Here is a 20471-nt window from a genome sequence, read left to right as displayed (position 1 = left end):
GCCGGTGCCCGGCGCGCCCGCGCGCGAGCCTGGATCCCATGAACGGCCACACCGCACACCCCATCCCGCCGGGCGTCCTCGAAGAGCTCCGCGCCACCGACGACGCGGGCCGCGTCCCCGCCCCCGTGACCGACGACGAGGGCGGCGCCCCGCTGCGCTGCTGCCTGCGCCACAGTCGCGCCGGTGAGCACATCGCGCTCGTCTCCTACGCCCCGCTGCGCCGCCGGGCGGCGGCCACGGGGGCCGACCCGGGCCCGTACGACGAGCAGGGGCCGGTCTTCGTCCACGCCGAGGAGTGCGCGGGGCCGGAGACGGACGGCCTCCCCTTCACCAACTCGCACCGGGTCCTGCGCCGCTACTCCGCCCACGGGCACATCCTGGGCGGGCGGCTGATCGGTGACCCCGGTGCCTTCGCGTACGCCCTCCGGGAAGCGTTCGACGACCCGGCCGTGGCGTTCGTCCACGTCCGGGCCGTCGAGTACGGCTGCTTCCTCTACGAGGTCACCAGGGGCTAGGGGGTGCGGCGTCAGCCCTTCAGCTCCGCCGCCACCAGCTCCGCGATCTGCACCGCGTTCAGGGCCGCGCCCTTGCGCAGGTTGTCGTTGGAGACGAACAGGGCCAGGCCGTTGTCCACGGTCTCGTCCCGACGGATCCGGCCCACGTACGACGGGTCCTGACCGGCCGCCTGGAGCGGGGTCGGCACCTCGGTGAGCGTCACGCCGGGCGCGCCGGCCAGCAGCTCCTTGGCGCGCTCCACGCTGATCGGGCGGGCGAAACGGGCGTTGATCTGCAGGGAGTGGCCGCTGAAGACGGGCACGCGCACGCAGGTGCCGGACACCTTCAGCTCCGGGATCTCCAGGATCTTGCGGGACTCGTTGCGGAGCTTGTGCTCCTCGTCCGTCTCGTGCAGACCGTCCTCCACGATGGAGCCGGCCAGCGGCAGCACGTTGTACGCGATCGGCGCCACGTACTTCTCCGGCTTCGGGAACTCGGCGGCCGAACCGTCGTGGGTCAGCTTCGGGGCGTCCGCGCCGACCTTCTGCACCTGCTCGAACAGCTCGTCCACGCCGGCCAGGCCGGAGCCGGACACCGCCTGGTAGGTGGCGACGACGAGGGCTTCGAGGCCCGCCTCCGCGTGCAGCGGACGCAGCACCGGCATCGCGGCCATGGTGGTGCAGTTCGGGTTGGCGATGATGCCCTTGGGACGGTCGGCGATCGCGTGCGGGTTCACCTCGGACACCACGAGCGGAACCTCGGGGTCGCGGCGCCAGGCGGAGGAGTTGTCGATCACGACCGGGCCCTGCGAGGCGACCTTCTCGGCCAGTGCCTTGGAGGTGGCGCCGCCCGCCGAGAACAGCACGATGTCCAGGCCGGAGTAGTCGGCGGTGGCCGCGTCCTCCACCGTCACGCCGTCCAGCTCCTTGCCGGCGCTGCGTGCCGAGGCGAACAGGCGCAGTTCGGTGACCGGGAAGTCGCGCTCCGTGAGGATCCTGCGCATGACCGTGCCCACCTGACCGGTGGCTCCGACGATTCCGACCCTCACGGTGACTCCTTCTCCGTTTGTGCGCGTGTCTTCACGCGCGCTTTGCTCGGCCGAGACTTTTCCATCATGGGGCGAAGCCCGGCCCGCCTGTCCAGTCCATTGCGCGGTGTGCCCGCGCACTGGGACGCGGCGGCTCGGACATGGGGTGTGGTCCTTGCGCACGAATCCCGGCTGAGCTGCAGAAATTCCGTCGCCCCGCCCCGGCGCAGCAAGCTGTGCTGTTCCGCCCCTGCCCACCCCCTCCCGCCTCACACGGCGATGTGACGTACACCTCTCGCCGAAAGGCGGCCGCCGGGGCGAACGTTTCGGGCTCCGCGCGCGTCGTAGGGGAAACGTGGCCGGGGGAGGAGTGGCTTTGCTGCGCAGGAGGGCCCGCCGCGGCCAGGGGGACGACGTACGCGACGACCCCCTGGACGCGGCTCAGGAACGCCGGGTGCGGGCGGTGCTCGCGCTGGGCGGGGTGCCGCAGGCGGACCTGCCGGACGGGGTGCAGCAGGTCCGCCTGCGGCTGCTGGAGCGGACGGCCGGCGGCCGCGAGGCGCCGCGCGACGTGTCCGCCTGGGCAGCGGTCGTCGCCTCCAACCTGGCCATGGACTGGCACCGGGCCAGGCGCCGCCAGGACCGGCTCGGGGAACGCCTGGCCGCGCTGCGCCAGACGGAGCACCCACGCGACGAGGACACCAGCGTCCTGTCCCTCGCCGTCGCCCAGGGCCTGGACGAGTTGCCGGACGCCCAGCGCCAGGTCCTCGTCCTGCGCTTCTACGCCGATCTGCCGGTGCGCGGCATCGCCGAGGAGCTGGGCATCCCCGAGGGCACGGTCAAGAGCAGGCTGCACACGGCGGTACGGGCCCTGCGCGCCCGCCTGCACGAGGACGAGGTGGTGTGAGATGGCCGCCGAACAGCACCCCGGTGGGTACGACGCGCTGATGGCCGCGATCACGGGCGAGCCGCTGCCGCCGCCGGACGCGGGGGCGGACGCCCGCGGCGAGCACCGGTCGGCGACGGCCGACGTGGCGCTGCTGCGGGAGCAGCTGCACCTGCTCGGCGACGCCCTGGGCGAGCCCGTCGTACGAGAGCGCCCGAAACCGGCGGCGGCACCACCGCCCCGGCGCCGCCCCTTCCGTCCAGCCCTGGGCGTCCTCGCGGCCGCCTGCGCGGGGGTCGTGGTCACGGGGCTGGGCTGGCTGGTGGTGCAGAGCGGCAGCGGTGCCTCGCAGGACGCGGCGAGCGGCAGCGCGGCCGACAAGTCCGCGGTGCGGCCGTCGAGCCCGGCCGCGGGCCAGGAGGCCGCCGCGGTCTTCGGCACCCCCCGCTACCTGGCCTGCGCCCGTCTCGTCGCCGAGGGCACGGTGACCGCCGCCGATCCGGTGCCGGGCGCCGCACGGCACCGGATCACGCTCCGCGTGACGCACACCTACGCACCCGAGGAGAGCACCGGGACGGCGACGACGTTCGTCCTGGACGACACCCTCGCCCGCCTCGCCCCCGGCGACCGGGTCCTCGCCGGCGTCCTGAGGGACCGCCCCACCGCCGACACGGTGCTCACCGGCGACCGGAACATCGCCACCGCCCGCGCCCGGGTCACCGCCTCCCTCCCCGAGTCCCGCACCCTCACCTGCGACTGACCCGGCCGGGGGCCGGCGAAGGGGCGGGCGCCGGGCAACGGCGCACCCGCCCCCTGGGGCCTGCCACCACCTTCCGCGTGCCCGGCGGCGCCCGGCACGCACGCTCGCCGCGCTGCCGAACCACCCACGTGGCTCCTCACCCACTGCCTGGAACGGCCGCTCGCCCTCACCTTCGACGGCGACTGGTCGGGCGACAGCGAGGCGGTGATCGGGGCGGAGTTCCGCGGCGACTGACGGCCGAGCGGCCGCCCCGGTAGTTCCGCGCCCACGGGACTACCGGGGCAGCACCACGACGTACGCGGCGGGCTCCCGGTCCCCGGCCGCCATCAGGGCGGTGCGCACGACGGCCGCCTGGTGCTCCGGACACTCCCGCAGCTTGCGCGGGGTGAGGTGCACGACCGTGATGCCGAGCCGTTCCAGGTGCTCGCGCTTGCGGGCGTGCTCCGCCCAGGCGGCGTCGTCCTCCCGCGCCTGGTGCCCCCGTGTGTCCAGCTCCAGCGCCACCGCCTGCTCGGGCCAGAAGGCGTCCACACCGCCCAGGTGGGGGCCGCCGGGCAGGCGCAGGTCGACGTTCCAGACCGGCTCCGGCAGACCGTGCTCGCGCACCATCCGGTACAGGCGCTGCTCGGCCAGCGCCCGCCCCTCGGCGACCAGCGAGTCCACGGCGTCCACCACGTGCGGGCGGCTGAGCAGCCGGGCCCGGTTCAGCTCCCGCACCACCGCGGCCGGTTCGCAGTGCCCGCCGCGCACCGCCTCCGTCAGCAGCCGGCGCACGGTGCCCGGATCGGTCAGCTCCGCCACCGCGTCCGCCAGCGCCCGCGCCACCGGCGCCACCGGAACCCCGGTCAGCTCCACGGCGGTCGGCAGCGCCGCGGTGCGTACGACCCGCGCGCAGCCCGTCGTACGCAGCCGGCGCAGCCGCGGGACCAGGACGTCGATGAGGTCGAGGGACGGCAGCGGGGGAGTGGACGAGAACCCGTGCAGCGTCAGCGCGGCCAGACCCGTGATCATCGCCTCCGCGTAGGCCGGCACGGGCGGCTGCTCCCCACCCGGCTGGACCGGCACCGAGACGGACACCCCGGGCGCCGCGGCGGAAGCCGTGCCCGAGCCGCGGTCCCGCGCCGCGTAGAGCAGCACCGCGTGCAGGCGCTCCTCGCTGGTCGGCGGGCCCGGGTGCAGCAGGACGACGTTCGGCAGGAGCTGTTGCCAGGGCCCGCCCGGCCGGCACTGCTCGTTGGTCTCGGCGGCGGAGACACCGTGCGCCCGGAGCTGGGCGGCCGTCATCAGCGGACGGCGGCCGTCGGCCAGGTCGTGCAGCGGGCGGGGGCGGGGGGAGAGCGGGGTGTTGTGCGTCATGACCGGCAACTTCCCGCGCCCGATCGGCCCCTTAACCGCTGTTACACGCCCATCGCCGAACCGGGACAAGGCCGGACTAAAGGACGCCTGTTCGGATGCCGAAAACCCCTGGTCCGCCACAGTGCGGCCCAGGGGTTACGGCTGCTATTGCCCGAATTCCGTAACGACGACGGAACGCCAATTCTTTGGCCAAAGCTACGGCGCTCCTGCCACGCCGGGCAGGGCAACGCCCCAAGGGGCGCGGGGCTGCGTCGATGTGCGGTTCCGCCGCGTGGGCGCGATCAACCACGACGCACCCGCACTCGACGACCACCAGAACTTCCCTACGCTCCCCCGTCGCAAGCCTGCGCCCGCAGCCCTCGCGCCAGATCGTCCCGTGCCTCCAGCACCAGCCTCCGCAGCGCCGGCGCCGCCCCCTCGTGCGCAAACAGCCACGCGTCGGTCGCCTCCAGCGTGTCCCGGGAGTCCCGCAGCGACGGGAACAGGCCCCGGACCACGTCCATCCCGATCTGGATGGACCGCTCGGCCCACACCCGCTCGATCGCCGCGAAGTACTTCTCGGTGTACGGCGCGAGCAGCTCCCGCTGCGAGGGCTGCGCGAAGCCGGCGATGGTCGCCTCCACCAGGGCGTTGGAGAGCGCGTCGGACTCCACCACCTGCGCCCAGGCCTGCGCCTTCACCGCCTCCGAGGGCCGCGAGGCCAGGCAGCGCACCTGGTGCCGCTTGCCGGAGGCCGTGTCGTCGCGGGCCAGTTCGGCGGCCAGGACGCCCTCGTCGGCGGCGCCGTGGGCCGCGAGCGGGGCGAGGAACGTCCAGCGCAGCTCCTGGTCCACGTCCAGCCCGTCGATCTTCTCCGTGCCCTCCAGCAGGCCCCGGAGCAGCGCCAGGTCCGCCTCCTCGGCCGCCACCGACGCGAAGAAGCGCGCCCACGCCAGCTGGTGCTCGCTGCCCGGTGCCGCGTCCCGCAGCTCGCGCAGCGCGCCCTCTGCGAGCAGCCGGCCGCCCGGCTCCCGCCAGTCGGGGGCGGCGTAGTGCACCAGAGCCGAGCCGGTCCAGGCGTGCAGCATCTGCAGCACACCGATGTCGGACTCGCGCCCCGCGAACCGCAGCACCAGCGCCGCGAAGTCCCGCGCCGGCAGCAGCGCGTCCCGCGTCATGTTCCACAGTGCCGACCAGCACAGGGCGCGGGCCAGCGGGTCGGTCACGGCGCCCAGATGCTCGCGCAGCGTCGCCAGCGACGTGTCGTCGAAGCGCGTCTTGCAGTACGTGAGGTCGTCGTCGTTGACCAGGACCAGCTCCGGCGCCTCGGCACCGGCCAACTCGGCGACCACCGTGCGCGGACCCTCGACGTCCACCTCGGCGCGCGCGTAGCGCTCCAGCGCGCCCTCGGCCGTACGCCGGTACAGGCCCACCGCGACGCGGTGCGGGCGCAGTTCGGGGTGGGACTCCGCCGCCTCCTGCACCACCGCCAGCTCGTCGACCGTGCCCGCCCCGCTCAGCAGCACCTGCGGCGTGAGCGAGTTGACGCCGGCCGTCTGGAGCCAGGAGCGCGACCAGGCCGCCATGTCCCGCCCGCTGGTCTCCTCCAGGACCGACAGCAGGTCACCGAGGCGCGTGTTGCCGTACGCGTGCCGCTTGAAGTAGCGCCGTGCGCCCTCCAGGAACGCGTCCTGCCCGACGTACGCCACCAGCTGCTTGAGCACGGAGGCGCCCTTGGCGTAGGTGATGCCGTCGAAGTTCAGCTTGGCGTCCTCCAGGTCACGGATGTCGGCCGTGATCGGATGCGTGGAGGGGAGCTGGTCGGCGCGGTAGGCCCACGCCTTGCGGCGGTTGGCGAAGGTGATCCAGGCGTCCTTGAAGCGGGTCGCGTTGACGTTGGCGAACGCGCCCATGAAGTCGGCGAAGGACTCCTTCAGCCACAGGTCGTCCCACCACTCCATGGTGACCAGGTCGCCGAACCACATGTGCGCCATCTCGTGCAGGATCGTGTTGGCGCGGCCCTCGTACGACGCCCGCGTCACCTTCCCGCGGAAGATGTACTCCTCCCGGAAGGTCACCATCCCCGGGTTCTCCATCGCGCCGAGGTTGTACTCCGGCACGAACGCCTGGTCGTACTTCCCGAAGGGGTACGGGTAGTCGAAGTGGTCGTGGAAGAAGTCCAGGCCCTGCTTCGTGATCAGGAAGACGTCGTCGGCGTCGAAATGCGGGGCGAGCCCCTTGCGGCACAGGGCGCCGAGCGGGATCTCCAGCCGGGTGCCGTCCTCGAGGACGCGCTCGTAGGAATCCGTCACGTAGTGGTAGGGGCCGGCCACGACACACGTGATGTACGTCGAGATCGGCTTCGTCTCCGCGAACCGCCACACCCCGCCCGCCCGTCGCCCACCACCACCCTTCTGCGGAAGCGCTGCGCGCCCTTCTTCCCTGCGCTCGCCCGCGCCGTTGGACCACACCGTCCACTCCTCGGGCGCGCGCACCTCGAAGCGGAAGGGGGCCTTGAGGTCCGGCTGCTCGAAGCCCGCGAAGACCCGGCGGGAGTCGGCCGGCTCGTACTGGGTGTACAGGTACACCTCGCCGTCCTCGGGGTCGACGAAGCGGTGCATTCCCTCGCCGGTGCGGGAGTAGGCGCACTGGGCGTCGACCACCAGCTCGTTGTCGGCGGCCAGGTCCTCCAGGGCGATCCGGGAGCCGTCGAAGACCTCGCTCGGGTCGAGGTCGCGGCCGTTCAGCCAGACGGCGGTGACGCTCGGTGCGACCAGGTCGGCGAAGCTGCTCGCGCCGGGCTCGTTGCAGCGGAAGCGGATCGTGGTGACGGACCGGAACGTGCGCGGGCCCTCGCCCTGCGCGTCACCGACGGCCGAGCGCACGTCGAGGGACACCTCGTACCCGTCGACGGACAGCAGTGCGGCCCGCTCCCGGGCCTCGTCGCGGGACAGATTCTCACCGGGCACGGGCGGCACTCCTCGGATGGTGTTCGGTACACGGCTTCGGTATACGACTGGTGTTCCGTGGTGTTCAGTATGCGGACAGCACTGATCCTGCCATGTGCCCCTGACACCCGGCAGCCGGGAATGGGCGGGCGGGCGGGCCGGTTGCCCCGGGAAAGGCATACTCGCGCGCCTCATGAGGAGAGACATGTCGGAGAAGACGCCTGTCGACTTCTGGTTCGACCCGCTGTGCCCCTGGGCCTGGATGACCTCCCGCTGGGTCCTGGAAGTGGAGAAGGTCAGGGACATCGAGGTCCGCTGGCACGTCATGAGCCTCGCCGTCCTCAACGAGGACAAGCTCGACGAGCTGCCCGCGGAGTACCGCGAGATGCTCGAGGTCAAGGCGTGGGGCCCGGTGCGCGTCGTCGCCGCGGCCCAGGAGGAGCACGGTGCGCAGGTGCTCGGCGACCTCTACACGGCGCTCGGCACCCGCATCCACAACCAGGAGCAGGGCCCGGGCAAGGAGACGGTCGCCGCCGCACTGAAGGACGTCGGTCTGCCCGAGTCCCTCATGGACCACTGGGACGGCACCCCGTACGAGCCCCAGCTGCGCGCCTCCCACAAGGAGGGCATCGACAAGGTCGGCCAGGAGGTCGGCACCCCGGTGATCGCCGTACCCGGCGCCGACGGCGAGCAGCTCGCCTTCTTCGGCCCGGTCGTCACCCCCGCCCCCAAGGGCGAGGACGCCGCCAAGCTCTGGGACGGCACCCTCGCCGTGGCCTCCGTGCCGGGCTTCTACGAGATCAAGCGGACCCGCACCAAGGGCCCGGACTTCAGCAACCTGTAGGTCCCCGGCGCACAGGAAGCCCCCGCGAGTCACGTCCTCGCGGGGGCTTCCCTCATTCCGCCTGCCCGGTGAAGGCTGAGAAGACGATCACGAGGCAGGACGATCGGGCGCGGCCGGCTCTCAGGGAGCCAGCAGCAGCGCGTCGGTGCGGGACTTGGCGGCCTCGTAGCGCCTGGCCACGTCCTGCCAGTCGACGACGGCCCACATGGCGTCGATGAAGTCGACCTTCTGGTTCTTGTACTGCAGGTAGAAGGCGTGCTCCCAGGCGTCGAAGACCAGGATCGGGGTGGAGCCCTGGCCGACGTTGCCCTGGTGGTCGTAGACCTGCTCGACGATCAGCCGGCCGCTCAGCGGCTCGTAGGCGAGGACGCCCCAGCCGGAGCCCTGGGTGGTCGCCGCGGCCTTGGTGAGCTGGGCCTTGAAACCGGCGAAGGAGCCGAAGGACTCGGCGATCGCGTCGGCGAGGTCGCCCACGCCGTCCGCCGCCAGCGGCTCGCCGCCGCCGTCACCGGTCATGTTGTGCCAGTAGATCGAGTGCAGGATGTGGCCGGAGAGGTGGAAGGCCAGGTTCTTCTCCAGGCCGTTGATCGAGCCCCACGTCTCCTTGTCCCGCGCCTCGGCGAGCTGCTCCAGCGTGTCGTTGGCGCCCTTGACGTACGCCGCGTGGTGCTTGTCGTGGTGCAGCTCGATGATCTCGGGACTGATCACGGGAGCCAGCGCGGCGTAGTCGTACGGCAGTTCGGGAAGCGTGTAGACGGACATGGCGGATCCCCTCCGACCTTCTTATTGCAAAAGGCTTGCAAGTGCACGCTAGCAGCAAGAGGCGGGGGAGGCGCGGGGGCGTGCCGCGGGCACACGAAAGGGCCCCCGCACGCGAGCGTGCGGAGGCCCTCGGAGGAAAACGGGCGCCTCGCGTCAGCCGAGGCGCGCCCGCCGCCGCTGCCGGGCGTACCCGACGGCCGCCAGGAACAGCGTCATCCCGCCCGTCGAGTACAGCTGCACCCGCGTGTCCGGCTCGCGGGCCATCAGGACGAACACCGCGGCCATGCCGGCCAGCGCCACCCAGGTCAGCCACGGGAAGCCCCACATGCGCACGACCAGCTTCTCGGGCGCCTCCCGCGCCAGGCGGCGGCGCAGCCGCAGCTGCGAGGCGGCGATGAAGATCCAGACGACCAGGATGACCGCGCCGATCATGTTCAGCAGCCAGGAGAAGACGTCGTCCGGCCGCCAGTAGCTGAGCAGCACGCAGCCGAAGCCGAACAGGGAGGAGACCAGCACCGCGATTCGCGGCACCCCGCCCGACACCCGGCCCAGCACCTTCGGCCCCTGGCCCCGCTCGACCAGCGAGTAGCTGATGCGGGAGGCGCCGTAGATGTTGGCGTTCATGGCGCTGAGCAGCGCGACCAGGACCACGACGTTCATGAGCTGCCCCGCGCCCGGGATGCCCAGCTCGTCGAGGGCGGCGACGTAGGGGCCCTTCTCGACCACCTCGGGCGCGTCCCACGGGACCAGGGTCACGATGACCGCCATCGAGCCGATGTAGAACAGCGCGATCCGCCACATCGCCGTCCGTACGGCGCTCGCCACGCCCTTGACCGGGTTCTCCGACTCGGCCGCCGCGATGGTCACCGTCTCCAGGCCGCCGTAGGCGAACACCGAGGCGAGCAGACCGATGATCAGGCCGTTGCCGCCGCCCGGCAGGAAGTCGCCCAGGTGGGAGGCGCCGGGCGAGTCGGTGCCCGGCAGGACGCCGCAGATCGCCAGCACGCCCAGCACCAGGAACAGCGAGATCGCGCCGACCTTGAGGGCGGCGAACCAGAACTCGAACTCGCCGAAGTTCTTCACGGCGGCCAGGTTCGTCCCGCAGAACACCACCATGAACAGCGCCACCCACGCCCACTCGGGCGTGCCCGGCAGCCAGCCGTGCACGATCTGCGCCGCGCCGATGCCCTCCAGGCCGACGGCCGTGCACAGCAGCACCCAGAACGCCCAGCCCGCGGTGAACCCGGCCCACGGGCCGATCGCCCGCTCGGCATGGGCGGAGAAGGAACCGGACGACGGATACGCGGCGGACATCTCGCCGAGCATCCGCATCACCAGCATCACGAGGAGACCGGAGAGCGTGTAGGCGACGACGATCGAGGGCCCGGCGGCGGCGATGCCGGCCCCGGAGCCGACGAACAGCCCGGCGCCGATCACCCCGCCGAGCGCGATCATCGACAGGTGGCGCTGCTTGAGGCCGTGGGAGAGGGAGGCGTCCGCCGGCTGCTGCGGCGCCTTCGTGGTGGTGCTGTTGGACATGGAGCGGCTCGTCCGATGCGTGGGGGAGACGGGTGGGGGTGCCATGGGGTGCTGCGGGGAGAGTGGGGGACGTGAGCGGGGCAAAACGCCCACAGTCTCCGGTCTCGCGCCACCCCGCGACAGCGGCCGCCCACGATACGGACGGGCGGGCCACGCACCGTGACCACCCGGACACGGTGGCCGTCCGCCGTGACGGCCGCCTCATCCCCTCGGTGACCGGTGTCACCCGCACGCGCGTGTATCCCGCACCCTTTGTCGGGAGCCCACCAAGCCGACGAGCGGGCCTTTGTCGAGCGCTGCTGGTGATCGGCTCCGGGCGGCTGGGATAGCGTCGCGGTGTCCCGACATGTCCACACCACCGCGGAGTCCCCATGAGCACCGCTGCCGTTTCCGCCCGCCGATCCGGGCAGGTCCTCGCCGACCTCATCCCCGCCTCCCGAGTCCGGGACGTCGCCCTCGTGGCGGGCGGCGCCGCGCTCACCGGCGTCGCGGCCCAGATCGCCGTGCCCGTGCCCGGCTCCCCGGTGCCGGTGACCGGCCAGACCTTCGCGGCCCTGCTCGTCGGCACCTCGCTCGGCGCCCGCCGCGGCCTGCTCTCGCTCGCGCTGTACGCCCTGGTCGGCATGGCGGGCGTGCCGTGGTTCGCGGAGGGCGGCTCCGGCACCGCCGCCCCGTCCCTCGGCTACGTCTTCGGCATGCTGCTCGCCGCCACGGTCGTGGGCGCCCTGGCCCGCCGCGGCGCCGACCGCTCGATGTTGCGCACGGCCGGCACGATGCTGGTCGGCGAGGCGATCATCTACGCCGTCGGCGTGCCGTACCTGGCCCTCGCCGCCGACATGTCCCTCGGCGCCGCGATCGCGGCCGGCCTCACCCCGTTCCTGATCGGCGACGCGCTCAAGGCCGCGCTGGCGATGGGCGTCCTGCCCACCGCGTGGAAGCTGGCCGACAAGCGCTAGCTGCTTTCCGGGCCCATGAAAAGAGGCTCGCCGGAGCGCGGACGGCGCCCCGGCGAGCCTCTTTCATGTGTCCGCGAAGGCCGGTCAGCCCTTCCCGGTGCCGGCGGCGGCCCGCCGCGCGATGGTCCGCTGCTTGACGAAGGCGACGGTGAGGACGACCGCGGCGACGAGCAGCGTCAGCAGGACGGTGCTGCGCCCGTCGTGCTCGGTGTCGGTCAGCATGTAGCCGAGCACGAAGACGATGACCGCGACGGCCGCCCAGGTCAGGTACGGGTAGAGCCACATCCGCACGACCAGCCTCTCCGGGGTCTCGGCCTGGATGATCCTCCGCAGGCGCAGCTGCGAGAAGCAGATGACCAGCCAGACGAGGAGGGCCACCGCGCCGGAGGAGTTGAGCAGGAAGAGGAAGACCGTGTCGGGGAACTTGTAGTTGAAGAAGACCGCGACGAAGCCGAAGACGACGGACGACAGGATCGCCGTCTGCGGCACCCCGCGCCGGGTGGTCCGGGCGAAGGCCTTCGGCGCGTCCCCGCGCTCACCGAGCGAGAACGCCATGCGCGAGGCCGTGTAGAGCCCGGAGTTCAGGCAGGACAGCACGGACGTCAGCACGATGAAGTTCATGATCTCGCCGGCGTTCGGGATGCCGAGCGAGTCCAGCGCGGCGACGTACGATCCCTCGTCGACGATCGACTGCGCGTCCCAGGGCAGCAGCGTGACCACGACGAAGATGGACCCGAGGTAGAAGACGGCGATGCGCCAGATGATGCTGTTGGTCGCCTTGGTGACGGCCCGCTGCGGGTCCTCGGACTCTCCGGCGGCGAGGGTGGGGATCTCGCTGCCCATGAAGGAGAAGACGACGAGCAGGACGCCGGTCAGGACGGCCCCCGGCCCGTGCGGCAGGAATCCGCCGTGCTCGGTCAGGTTGCCGAGTCCCGCCTGGTCGCTGTCCACGCCCGGCAGCAGCCCGAAGAGGGCCAGCCCGCCGACGACGATGAACGCGGCGATGGCGACGACCTTGATCCCGGCGAACCAGAACTCGAACTCGCCGTAGGAGCCGACCGAGGCGAGGTTGGTGGCGGTCAGCACCACCATCACGATCAGTGCCCACCCCCACTGCGGTACGGCGGGTATCCACCCCTCCAGGATCTTGGCCCCGGCCGTGGCCTCCACGGCCAGCACCACGACCCAGAAGAACCAGTAGAGCCAGCCGATGGAGAATCCGGCCCAGGGCCCGAGGGCCCGGTCGGCGTGGGCGGAGAACGACCCGGAGGTCGGATTGGCGGCCGACATCTCCCCGAGCATCCGCATCACCAGCACCACGAGCGTGCCGACGAGGGCGTACGAGAGAAGGATGCCGGGGCCCGCGGTGGCGATCCCGGAACTGGAGCCCACGAACAGGCCGGCTCCGATGACGCCGCCGATGGCGATCATCGTGAGATGGCGGTTCTTGAGCCCGGCCTGAAGTCCGGATCGGGACTGGGAGGGGTCTGCGGACCCGTCCTCGGGTTCGGTCGTCAAGGTCGGCTGCGAAGTCATGGGGAGGGTTTTCCTTTGCGCCGGTCGAGCACTGTCCCGTACGAGCGGCGTACGAGCCGGACCAGTGAAACGGAGGCGAACGAATTCAGGAACCTTTGAATCCGGATCGTTACTTGAGCTTTCCCTGAGCTTTTAAAGCTTTACATCTCTTTTTCCCAGTCGGCACCCGAGGAGTCCGTGTCCCGGCCCGCGTGTCACACTCGACCCATGCGCGTGTATCTCGGCTCGGACCATGCGGGCTTCGAACTCAAGAACCACCTCGTCGAATGGCTCAAGGCGGCGGGGCACGAGCCCGTCGACTGCGGCCCGCACGTCTACGACGCCCAGGACGACTACCCGCCCTTCTGCCTGCGCGCCGCCGAGCGCACGGCCGCGGACCAGGACGCCCTCGGCATCGTGATCGGCGGCTCCGGCAACGGCGAGCAGATCGCGGCGAACAAGGTGAAGGGCGTGCGCGCGGCGCTGGCCTGGAGCGAGGAGACGGCGTCGCTGGGCCGCCAGCACAACAACGCCAACGTCGTCGCGGTCGGCGCCCGCATGCACACGCAGGACGAGGCGACGAAGTTCGTGGAGACCTTCCTCGCCACCCCGTTCTCCGGCGACGAGCGCCACATCCGCCGCATCGACATGCTCACGTCCTACGAGACGACGGGCGACCTCCCGCCGATCCCGGCCCACCACCCGCAGCAGTAGCAGACCTCCGCCGCCCTGCCGCCCCGCCGCACGCCCGCCGGGGGCGGCACGGTCCGGCGGGAACGGGGCACTGGAAAGGACACCGCACGTGCCAGAGGGGCACACGATCCACCGGCTGGCACAGGACTACGTCGCCGCCTTCGCCCGCACGGCGGTCCGCGTCACCAGCCCCCAGGGCAAGTTCGCCGACTCCGCCGCCCTCCTCGACGGCACCGTCCTGACCACCGCCGACGCCCACGGCAAACACCTCTTCCTCGGCTTCGAGGACCTCCACTGGGTCCACATCCACCTCGGCCTCTTCGGCAAGGTCACCTTCGGACCCACCCCCGCGCCCCCGCCCACGGACACCGTCCGCCTCCGCCTGGCGAACGCCGCCGCCCACGTCGACCTGCGCGGCCCCACCACCTGCGCCCTGATCACGGAACCCGAGAAGCAGGCGATACACGACCGCCTCGGCCCCGACCCCCTGCGCCCGGACGCCGATCCCGCGGCGGCGTACCGCCGGATCTCCCGCAGCCGCACCACCGTCGCCGCGCTGCTCATGGACCAGAAGATCGTCGCCGGCGTCGGCAACGTCTACCGCGCCGAGGTCCTCTTCCGCCACGGCATCGACCCGTACCGCGCCGGCCGGGACCTCACCCCCGCCGAGTGGGACGCGATCTGGCAGGACCTCACCGAGCTCATGCGCGAGGGCGTGCGGAACAACCGCATCGACACCGTCCGCCCCGAGCACACCCCCGAGGCCATGGGCCGCCCGCCCCGTGTCGACGACCACGGGGGCGAGGTCTACGTCTACCGCCGGGCCAACCAGCCCTGCCACCTGTGCGGCGGCCCGGTCGCCACCGCCGACCTCGCCGCCCGCAACCTCTTCTGGTGCCCGACCTGCCAGAAACGGTAGGAGCTTTCGCTCAGAATCCGTGCGGCAGCCACGGCGCCACGTCCGACCCGAACCCCACCGACGCCGCCGCCAGCGCCCCGGACCGCACCTCGCGCACCCGCCCGGCCGCGCCGAGCGAACCAAGGCTCACCCCGCCGAGGTACGCGGCCGCCAACTCCCGTACGGACAGCACGAGATCCGCCGCGTCCGCCGTACGCTCGCAGGACGCCCCCTTCGCGTCGCCGCTCAGCCGCCAACGCCCCGCGTTCCAGGGGCAGAAGGCGTCCTCGACCTCGAACACCACGTCCACCGGCGCCTGGTAGGTCCGCGCCGCGAGCGCCGCCCCCACGTCCACCAGCCGTACGTACAAGGCGTCCCGCAGCGCCGGCCGGCACCGCCGGACGTCCGACACCTGGTGCTGCCACGCCTCGTCGACCGGCCGCCCCCGCACCGTCAGCGTGGAGGTCAGGTCGATGTCGTACAGGAAGCGCCACAACGCCGCCTCGGTCGCCGGGTCCAGGCCGGCCAGGGCGTCCAGGACCACCGTGCCCCTGGGCCCCTCCGGCCCCCAGCCCGGCCGTACCCGGAACCGCGCGAACCCGGTGACCTCGCCGCCCCGCCGCGCGAGCACGCACTGCAGGGGCGAAGCACCGTCCCGCCTGCTCTCCGGGTCCAGCACTCCCAGCCGCTCCCAGCCGGGCCGCCGGGCCAGCATCCCGGGCCGCGCCGGCACCAGCCGCGCGTACACCGCCTCGCACGCGTCCAGCACGTCGGCGGGCGCCGCGTACCGCAGCCGTACGTCATCCGTGCCGGGCGGCACCGACAGCCGGACCCGGCTCGTGTCGATCTCCGCGCCGAGCTCGAAGGTCGCGGCGCCGTAGCCGAACCGGCCGTAGATCGCCGGCTCGGAGGCCGTCAGCACGGCCAGCGGCTCGCCCCAGGACCGTACGTCGTCCAGCTGCCGCCGCATCATCGACGTCAGCACACCCCGGCGCCGGTGCGTGGCGGCGACGCTCACCATCGTCACGCCCGCGGTGGGCACCTGAGCGCCGCCCGGCACGGTCATCCGGAAGGCGAACGCCCCCGCCGTCCCGACGCACTCCTCGCCCGTCCCGGCGCCCTCCCACACGCCGATCGACCGGTCGACCTGCGTCAGCTCCCGGAACAGCGCCAACTCCTCGGCCGGCCCCGCGATCCCGCCGAAGGCACGGATCAGCGTCCCGTACCACGTGTCCCACTCCTCGCGCCGCAGCGCCCGTGGCTCCGCAGCCGCCGTCGTCACACCGTCACCGCCGTCATCACCCGTGAACCGTCCCATGCAGCATGCGTACCAGGACCGCACGAGACGGGCGAGACAATTTCCGCAGGGTTGCGGCGCGGAAGCCGTTCGTGAAGTTCACTGTGAAGTCCGGCCCCGGACGGGGGACAAGTGGGACCTCCCGTGCCAAGCGGCCGGTCCGATGGATAGGGTCCCGAACTAATGGCAGCAGGACGACAGCGGCGCGCGGAGGCCGAGACGTTCACGGCCCGGTGGAAGAAGCAGTGGCACCGGGCCCGCGTCGGCGTGCGCCGGGCCGCCGTCGACTACTTCCGCGGCGACGGATCGGACTGGATCGCCCTCGCCGGACTGCTGCTGACCATCCCCGTCATCGCGGCCACCACGATGGCCAACTCCGTGTGGTGCTCGCCCTCCGCGCTGGTCATCCCGATCGTCGCGGGCGGCCTGCTGCTGCGCCCGGCGAGCCTGCTCGGCCTGTACGCCGCGGCGGCCACCGCGCTGATCGTGGAGTCCGTGCAGCTCGGCCCGTACACCGAGGGACCCTCCCGCGTCACCCCCGGCGTGGTCCTGGTGGTCGCGGCCTGCGGCTTCTTCGGGCTGCTCGTCGCCCAGTTCCGCAGCCGGGTCGGCGTGCCCTGGCGGCGCGGCGGCACCATGCTCTTCGACCTGCGCGAACGCATCCGCGTCCAGAGCAAGCTGCCCGGGCTGCCCAAGGGCTGGCACCGCGAGATGGCGCTGCGCCCGGCCGGCGGCCAGTCCTTCTCCGGCGACTTCGTCGTCGCGGCCCGCACGAACGGCGGCCGGACCCTGGAGGTCGTCCTCACCGACGTCTCCGGCAAGGGCATGGACGCGGCCTCGCGCGCCCTGCTGCTGTCGGGCGCCTTCGGCGGACTGCTGGGCAGCCTGCCGCCGCACGCCTTCCTGCCGGCCGCCAACGGCTACCTGCTGCGCCAGGACTGGGACGAGGGCTTCGCCACCTCCATCCACCTCGTCCTGGATCTCGACTCCGGCGACTACGAGTTGTACTCCGCCGGCCATCCGCCGGGCCTCCAGCTCAGCGCGGGCACCGGCCGCTGGGAGGAGAAGTCGGCCGAGGGGCCGCTGCTCGGCGTGTACGACGGTGCGCAGTTCGACCAGGTGAAGGGCACCCTGCGGCCCGGCGACGTGCTGATGCTGTTCACGGACGGCCTGGTGGAGACCTCCGACCGGGACATCGCCGAGGGCATCGACCGCCTCACCGGCGAGGCCGACCGCTATGTCGCGGGCGGCTTCCACGGCGCGGCCTGGCACCTGATCGAGGCGGTGGCCAAGGACGTCAACGACGACCGGGCCCTGCTGCTGATCTGCCGGGAGGGAGCCACGGCCCAGTCCACGACGGCGACGGACCGAAGGCCCGCGACGGCGACGGACCGAAGGCCCGCGACGGCGACGGACTGAAAGCGCGCGACGGCGACGGACCGAAGGCCCGCGACGGCGACGGACTGAAAGCGCGCGACGGCGACGGACCGAAAGCGCGCGCCGGCGCGCCGACATACTGGGCCCATGCCCCACGACTCCCGTTCCCCCGCCCCCGCGCCGCTCACCCTGGCCGAGGTCGAGGCCACCGCCCGCACCGCCCACGCCGGACAGACCGACAAGGCGGGCCGGCCGTACGCCGAACACCTGCGAGCCGTCGCCGAGGGGGTACGGCAACGCGGCGGCGACGACGAGCAGATCGCCGCCGCCTGGCTCCACGACGCCGTCGAGGACGATGCGCTGACCGAGCGATGGCTGGACGAGGCGCCGCTGAGCCGCCGTACCAAGGACATCGTCCTGGCCCTCACCAAGCGGCCGGGAGAGCCGCCCGAGGCGTACGCCGCGCGGATCCTCGCCACGCCCGGCGCGCCGCTGGTCAAGGAGGCGGACCTGGCGCACAACGCCGACCTCGCGCGGCTCGCCGTCCTCGACGAGGCCACCCGCACACGACTGACCGAGAAGTACACGCGGATGCGCGCACTTCTCGGTCGGGTGGGCGGGGGGTGAGCGACGGGCGCCGCGTCGGCGGGCGGAGCCGGCCGGAGAACTGGACGGAGAGCTAGACGGAGACCTTCTCGCCGCTGCCGTTCGGCGCGGTGGCCTCCGCGGACGCCTCGCGCACGCCGCTGCCGTCCTTGCCCCGCTTCTCCCGGCCCCGGGCGGCGTCGCCGCCGTCCCGCTCGAAGGCCCAGTCCATCCGCGGCTCGACCACGTACCGCATGACCCGCTGGACGGGCTTGGTGCACAACAGGGTGATGACGGTGGCACCGAGGACGGTGAGCCCGATCTCGCCGAGCGGGGTGTCCAGGAAGGAGTGCTGGAACCAGCCGGTGTAGCTGCCCTCCTTCACCAGGAAGCCGTGCAGCAGGTAGCCGTAGATCGTGCCGGCGCCGAGCGCGGTGAACCACATGCGCCGGCCGGGCACCCAGGCGAAGAAGCACGCGGACAGCACCACGGAGCAGCCGAAGATCGCCAGCGTCAGCACCGGCCCGGACCACCAGGGGCCGCCCGTGTCCTGCACGGCGGCGTTGCGGTAGAACCAGCCGGTCTCCATGCGCGGCACCGACCACCAGCCGACCACCAACGCCGCCGCGACCACCGGCACGGACCAGATCCGCGCCGCGCGGCGCCGCACCAGCTGGAAGTGCTCGGGGCGCAGCAGCAGACCCAGCACGAAGCACGGCAGGAACTGCAGCACGCGCTGCATGTTCAGGTCGTTGTCGACGGTGGGCGTCACGGAGGCCAACGCGGCGATGCCCAGGGCGATCGGGAGCGGCCAACGGACCGTCTGCCAGATGGGGGTGGTCAGCCGCCAGACGAACAGCGCGCACAGGAACCACAGGAGGTACGTCGGGTCCAGCAGGCTGAAGTCGCTCTGCGGGTCCTCGCTGACGCGGCGGTGCAGCGTGTAGGCGACCTCGAAGACGAGGTACGGGACGGCGACGCCGGTGATCAGCCGTTTGACGCGCTTGGGGCTCAGGTCGAAACTGCGAGAGAAGTAGCCGGAGATGATGATGAACGCCGGCATGTGGAACGTGTACAGGACCCGGTAGAGGGCCTCCACGGTCCGGTTCCCGTCCAGGATCTGTCCCCAGGCGTGCCCCACACCGACCAGCACGATCGCCAGGTACTTGGCGTTGTCGAAGAACGCGTCGCGCTGCCGGCTCGGCTGGGCGCGTTGGGACGGCGACTTCCGGCCGCCGTCGGATCGCAGCGAGCTAGTCATGCCACCCCCCGCCGAAAACCGGCGAGTAGTCACAGGACCTCGCTGCTCTGGAGGGGGACGAGGCAGCGTAGAACATCTGAGGCACCCTAGCGTTCTCCGTGTGATTCCGTAAAACCCTCGACGTCATTCCTGCATTTCGGGTCCTGAGTACGGTGTGAGTACCGTGCGAGTACCCCCGTATTTCGGGAACACGGCCTCTTCGGGTGCGTGACGGCCCCCACATCGTCTGCTGCCGTGGCGGGCCGAAGCGCCGTCCGGAGCCCTCTACTTGTGGCGACAAGTCCTGACTAAGCACCGCATAAGACCGGCGGGCGACTCCGCTGGAATGTCCGCTTCAATACGCTTACGGGGGTGGTGGGTGATGCTGTGTTCTCCCTGTGAAGACCCTGTCGGTGAACTTGTCGATGCCTCTGCCGAGACCACTGCCGATGTGTCCCCCGCGACAATTCGAATTACCTGCGAACGCGTTGTGTGGGCATGGAAACGAAGCGGTCGGAATTCCTCGTACGGGCGCCCTCTCGAAATCATGTACGGAAAGGTGGAGCCCAGTGCGCCCGCGTGCGCGGGGGAGTGTGCCGTCGGCGGAACCGGCCGGACGATGTGTCAGCCGCCGCATGACGGGGCCCGGTTGGTGGCACGATGGTTCTGGCGGGGGTGTGCGGTTCCGCACCTCCGGGCCGGGAGAGCGGACCGACCGAGGGTGTGATCAGTTGTGGCCATTTCGCTGTCAGTGGTGCTGCTGTTGGCGATCATCCTGGTGGTGCTGCTGCGGGGAGGGTCCATCAAGGCGGGGCCGGCGATCGTCGCGGTCCTCTTCGGCTTCTTCCTGGCCTCGACCGGCATGGCCGACGACATCCAGCGCTTCCTGGACTCGATAGCCGACATGGTCAACTCGATCCAGTTCTAGGCCGCCGGGCCGCCTCCGGAGCGCACGAAGGCCTCCGGCCCGATCCCTGGGGGACCGGGCCGGAGGCCTCTCGGAGCGGGCGACGGGAATCGAACCCGCGTAGCCAGTTTGGAAGACTGGGGCTCTACCATTGAGCTACGCCCGCACAGCGCGCGCCGCAGGTCGGTGACCGCGGCACTGCACGCATCGTAGCGGGTCGACGCGGTTCACCGCACACCCCTTCCGGTCCGCGCCGGACCTTCACGAACGCCCGGGAAACTCTGCGGCCCCCGGTGCCCGGCGGCATGTACCCTCTGTGTCGCACCAGACGGGGTGTGGCGCAGCTTGGTAGCGCGTCCGCTTTGGGAGCGGAAGGCCGTGGGTTCAAATCCCGCCACCCCGACCAC

Annotated in this window: 18 protein-coding genes and 2 tRNA genes; 11 read left to right on the top strand and 9 right to left on the bottom strand. The window is 72.0% G+C overall.

Going from position 1 to position 20471, the window contains the following annotated elements; genetic code table 11:
- The first annotated feature begins 38 nt into the window (after positions 1–38).
- Positions 39–515 (top strand): DUF1203 domain-containing protein, encoded by a 477-nt coding sequence (locus AB0P07_RS28465; protein ID WP_365555532.1) that lies wholly within the window; start codon positions 39–41, stop codon positions 513–515.
- 11 nt (positions 516–526) lie between these two features.
- Here the strand turns inward: AB0P07_RS28465 and AB0P07_RS28460 are convergent, their stop codons facing one another.
- The gene (locus AB0P07_RS28460; RefSeq protein ID WP_365555530.1) at positions 527–1543 is read right to left on the bottom strand and encodes an aspartate-semialdehyde dehydrogenase; all 1017 of its coding nucleotides are present in this window, start codon (positions 1541–1543) and stop codon (positions 527–529) included.
- A 349-nt stretch (positions 1544–1892) separates the two neighbouring features.
- On the opposite strand from AB0P07_RS28460, the gene AB0P07_RS28455 reads away from it, so the two are divergent.
- Both AB0P07_RS28455 and AB0P07_RS28450 read left to right on the top strand, forming a co-directional pair.
- Positions 1893–2429, top strand: coding sequence for a sigma-70 family RNA polymerase sigma factor (locus tag AB0P07_RS28455; RefSeq protein ID WP_365555528.1), 537 nt, complete (start codon positions 1893–1895; stop codon positions 2427–2429).
- Between the two features lies 1 nt (position 2430).
- Positions 2431–3168: a hypothetical protein gene (locus AB0P07_RS28450; protein ID WP_365555527.1), complete on the top strand. Its 738-nt coding sequence runs from the start codon at positions 2431–2433 to the stop codon at positions 3166–3168.
- 273 nt (positions 3169–3441) lie between these two features.
- On the opposite strand, the gene AB0P07_RS28445 is transcribed toward AB0P07_RS28450, so the two are convergent.
- Positions 3442–4524: a hypothetical protein gene (locus tag AB0P07_RS28445; RefSeq protein WP_365555525.1), complete on the bottom strand. Its 1083-nt coding sequence runs from the start codon at positions 4522–4524 to the stop codon at positions 3442–3444.
- Positions 4525–4847: 323 nt separating this feature from the next.
- Positions 4848–7472, bottom strand: coding sequence for an aminopeptidase N (gene pepN, locus AB0P07_RS28440; RefSeq protein WP_365555523.1), 2625 nt, complete (start codon positions 7470–7472; stop codon positions 4848–4850).
- Positions 7473–7656: 184 nt separating this feature from the next.
- Here pepN and AB0P07_RS28435 point away from each other — a divergent pair, with 184 nt between their 5' ends.
- Positions 7657–8295 (top strand): DsbA family protein, encoded by a 639-nt coding sequence (locus tag AB0P07_RS28435; protein WP_365555521.1) that lies wholly within the window; start codon positions 7657–7659, stop codon positions 8293–8295.
- Between the two features lie 120 nt (positions 8296–8415).
- Here the strand turns inward: AB0P07_RS28435 and AB0P07_RS28430 are convergent, their stop codons facing one another.
- Together AB0P07_RS28430 and AB0P07_RS28425 are read right to left on the bottom strand one after the other, a co-directional pair.
- A complete protein-coding gene (locus AB0P07_RS28430) occupies positions 8416–9057 on the bottom strand; it encodes a superoxide dismutase (RefSeq protein ID WP_365555519.1) in 642 nt (213 codons plus the stop codon).
- 153 nt (positions 9058–9210) lie between these two features.
- Complete coding sequence (locus AB0P07_RS28425; protein WP_365555517.1) at positions 9211–10596, bottom strand: amino acid permease; 1386 nt, start codon at positions 10594–10596, stop codon at positions 9211–9213.
- A 371-nt stretch (positions 10597–10967) separates the two neighbouring features.
- Between AB0P07_RS28425 and AB0P07_RS28420 the strand changes: the two genes are divergently transcribed.
- Positions 10968–11552, top strand: coding sequence for a biotin transporter BioY (locus tag AB0P07_RS28420; RefSeq protein WP_362285403.1), 585 nt, complete (start codon positions 10968–10970; stop codon positions 11550–11552).
- 84 nt (positions 11553–11636) lie between these two features.
- Here the strand turns inward: AB0P07_RS28420 and AB0P07_RS28415 are convergent, their stop codons facing one another.
- A complete protein-coding gene (locus AB0P07_RS28415) occupies positions 11637–13088 on the bottom strand; it encodes an amino acid permease (protein ID WP_365555515.1) in 1452 nt (483 codons plus the stop codon).
- 207 nt (positions 13089–13295) lie between these two features.
- Between AB0P07_RS28415 and AB0P07_RS28410 the strand changes: the two genes are divergently transcribed.
- Both AB0P07_RS28410 and AB0P07_RS28405 read left to right on the top strand, forming a co-directional pair.
- A complete protein-coding gene (locus AB0P07_RS28410; protein ID WP_365555513.1) occupies positions 13296–13781 on the top strand; it encodes a ribose-5-phosphate isomerase in 486 nt (161 codons plus the stop codon).
- Between the two features lie 88 nt (positions 13782–13869).
- Positions 13870–14679: a DNA-formamidopyrimidine glycosylase family protein gene (locus AB0P07_RS28405; protein ID WP_365555511.1), complete on the top strand. Its 810-nt coding sequence runs from the start codon at positions 13870–13872 to the stop codon at positions 14677–14679.
- A 10-nt stretch (positions 14680–14689) separates the two neighbouring features.
- Here AB0P07_RS28405 and AB0P07_RS28400 read toward each other — a convergent pair whose 3' ends face one another.
- Positions 14690–15976, bottom strand: coding sequence for a GNAT family N-acetyltransferase (locus tag AB0P07_RS28400; RefSeq protein WP_365555510.1), 1287 nt, complete (start codon positions 15974–15976; stop codon positions 14690–14692).
- A gap of 162 nt (positions 15977–16138) precedes the next feature.
- Between AB0P07_RS28400 and AB0P07_RS28395 the strand changes: the two genes are divergently transcribed.
- Together AB0P07_RS28395 and AB0P07_RS28390 are read left to right on the top strand one after the other, a co-directional pair.
- On the top strand, positions 16139–17374 hold the full coding sequence (locus AB0P07_RS28395; RefSeq protein WP_365555508.1) for a PP2C family protein-serine/threonine phosphatase: 1236 nt from the start codon (positions 16139–16141) through the stop codon (positions 17372–17374).
- Between the two features lie 105 nt (positions 17375–17479).
- Positions 17480–17959 carry an HD domain-containing protein gene (locus tag AB0P07_RS28390; RefSeq protein ID WP_365555506.1) on the top strand — a complete coding sequence of 160 codons (480 nt, stop codon included), beginning with the start codon at positions 17480–17482 and terminating at the stop codon, positions 17957–17959.
- A gap of 52 nt (positions 17960–18011) precedes the next feature.
- On the opposite strand, the gene AB0P07_RS28385 is transcribed toward AB0P07_RS28390, so the two are convergent.
- Entirely contained in the window at positions 18012–19178 is a 1167-nt protein-coding gene (locus AB0P07_RS28385; protein ID WP_365555504.1) for an acyltransferase family protein, read from the bottom strand.
- Between the two features lie 712 nt (positions 19179–19890).
- Here AB0P07_RS28385 and AB0P07_RS28380 point away from each other — a divergent pair.
- Positions 19891–20085: a hypothetical protein gene (locus AB0P07_RS28380; RefSeq protein WP_007449834.1), complete on the top strand. Its 195-nt coding sequence runs from the start codon at positions 19891–19893 to the stop codon at positions 20083–20085.
- Between the two features lie 74 nt (positions 20086–20159).
- Here AB0P07_RS28380 and AB0P07_RS28375 read toward each other — a convergent pair.
- Positions 20160–20230 (bottom strand) — tRNA-Gly (locus AB0P07_RS28375).
- Positions 20231–20393: 163 nt separating this feature from the next.
- Here AB0P07_RS28375 and AB0P07_RS28370 point away from each other — a divergent pair.
- A tRNA-Pro gene (locus AB0P07_RS28370) sits at positions 20394–20470 on the top strand.
- Position 20471: the final 1 nt, after the last annotated feature.

The organism is Streptomyces sp. NPDC085944 (assembly GCF_040686295.1).
Classification (GTDB): domain Bacteria; phylum Actinomycetota; class Actinomycetes; order Streptomycetales; family Streptomycetaceae; genus Streptomyces; species Streptomyces salinarius.
This window is presented reverse-complemented; position numbering and strand designations above follow the sequence as displayed.

Bases quoted from the DNA above. Each gene is read 5' to 3' on its own strand.
- AB0P07_RS28385 (WP_365555504.1), bottom strand. From the start codon at position 19,178: ATGACTAGCTCGCTGCGATCCGACGGCGGCCGGAAGTCGCCGTCCCAA.
- AB0P07_RS28465 (WP_365555532.1), top strand. From the start codon at position 39: ATGAACGGCCACACCGCACACCCCATCCCGCCGGGCGTCCTCGAAGAG.
- AB0P07_RS28450 (WP_365555527.1), top strand. From the start codon at position 2,431: ATGGCCGCCGAACAGCACCCCGGTGGGTACGACGCGCTGATGGCCGCG.
- AB0P07_RS28400 (WP_365555510.1), bottom strand. From the start codon at position 15,976: ATGGGACGGTTCACGGGTGATGACGGCGGTGACGGTGTGACGACGGCG.
- AB0P07_RS28425 (WP_365555517.1), bottom strand. From the start codon at position 10,596: ATGTCCAACAGCACCACCACGAAGGCGCCGCAGCAGCCGGCGGACGCC.
- AB0P07_RS28445 (WP_365555525.1), bottom strand. From the start codon at position 4,524: ATGACGCACAACACCCCGCTCTCCCCCCGCCCCCGCCCGCTGCACGAC.
- AB0P07_RS28390 (WP_365555506.1), top strand. From the start codon at position 17,480: ATGCCCCACGACTCCCGTTCCCCCGCCCCCGCGCCGCTCACCCTGGCC.
- AB0P07_RS28420 (WP_362285403.1), top strand. From the start codon at position 10,968: ATGAGCACCGCTGCCGTTTCCGCCCGCCGATCCGGGCAGGTCCTCGCC.
- AB0P07_RS28410 (WP_365555513.1), top strand. From the start codon at position 13,296: ATGCGCGTGTATCTCGGCTCGGACCATGCGGGCTTCGAACTCAAGAAC.
- AB0P07_RS28415 (WP_365555515.1), bottom strand. From the start codon at position 13,088: ATGACTTCGCAGCCGACCTTGACGACCGAACCCGAGGACGGGTCCGCA.
- AB0P07_RS28435 (WP_365555521.1), top strand. From the start codon at position 7,657: ATGTCGGAGAAGACGCCTGTCGACTTCTGGTTCGACCCGCTGTGCCCC.
- AB0P07_RS28430 (WP_365555519.1), bottom strand. From the start codon at position 9,057: ATGTCCGTCTACACGCTTCCCGAACTGCCGTACGACTACGCCGCGCTG.
- AB0P07_RS28395 (WP_365555508.1), top strand. From the start codon at position 16,139: ATGGCAGCAGGACGACAGCGGCGCGCGGAGGCCGAGACGTTCACGGCC.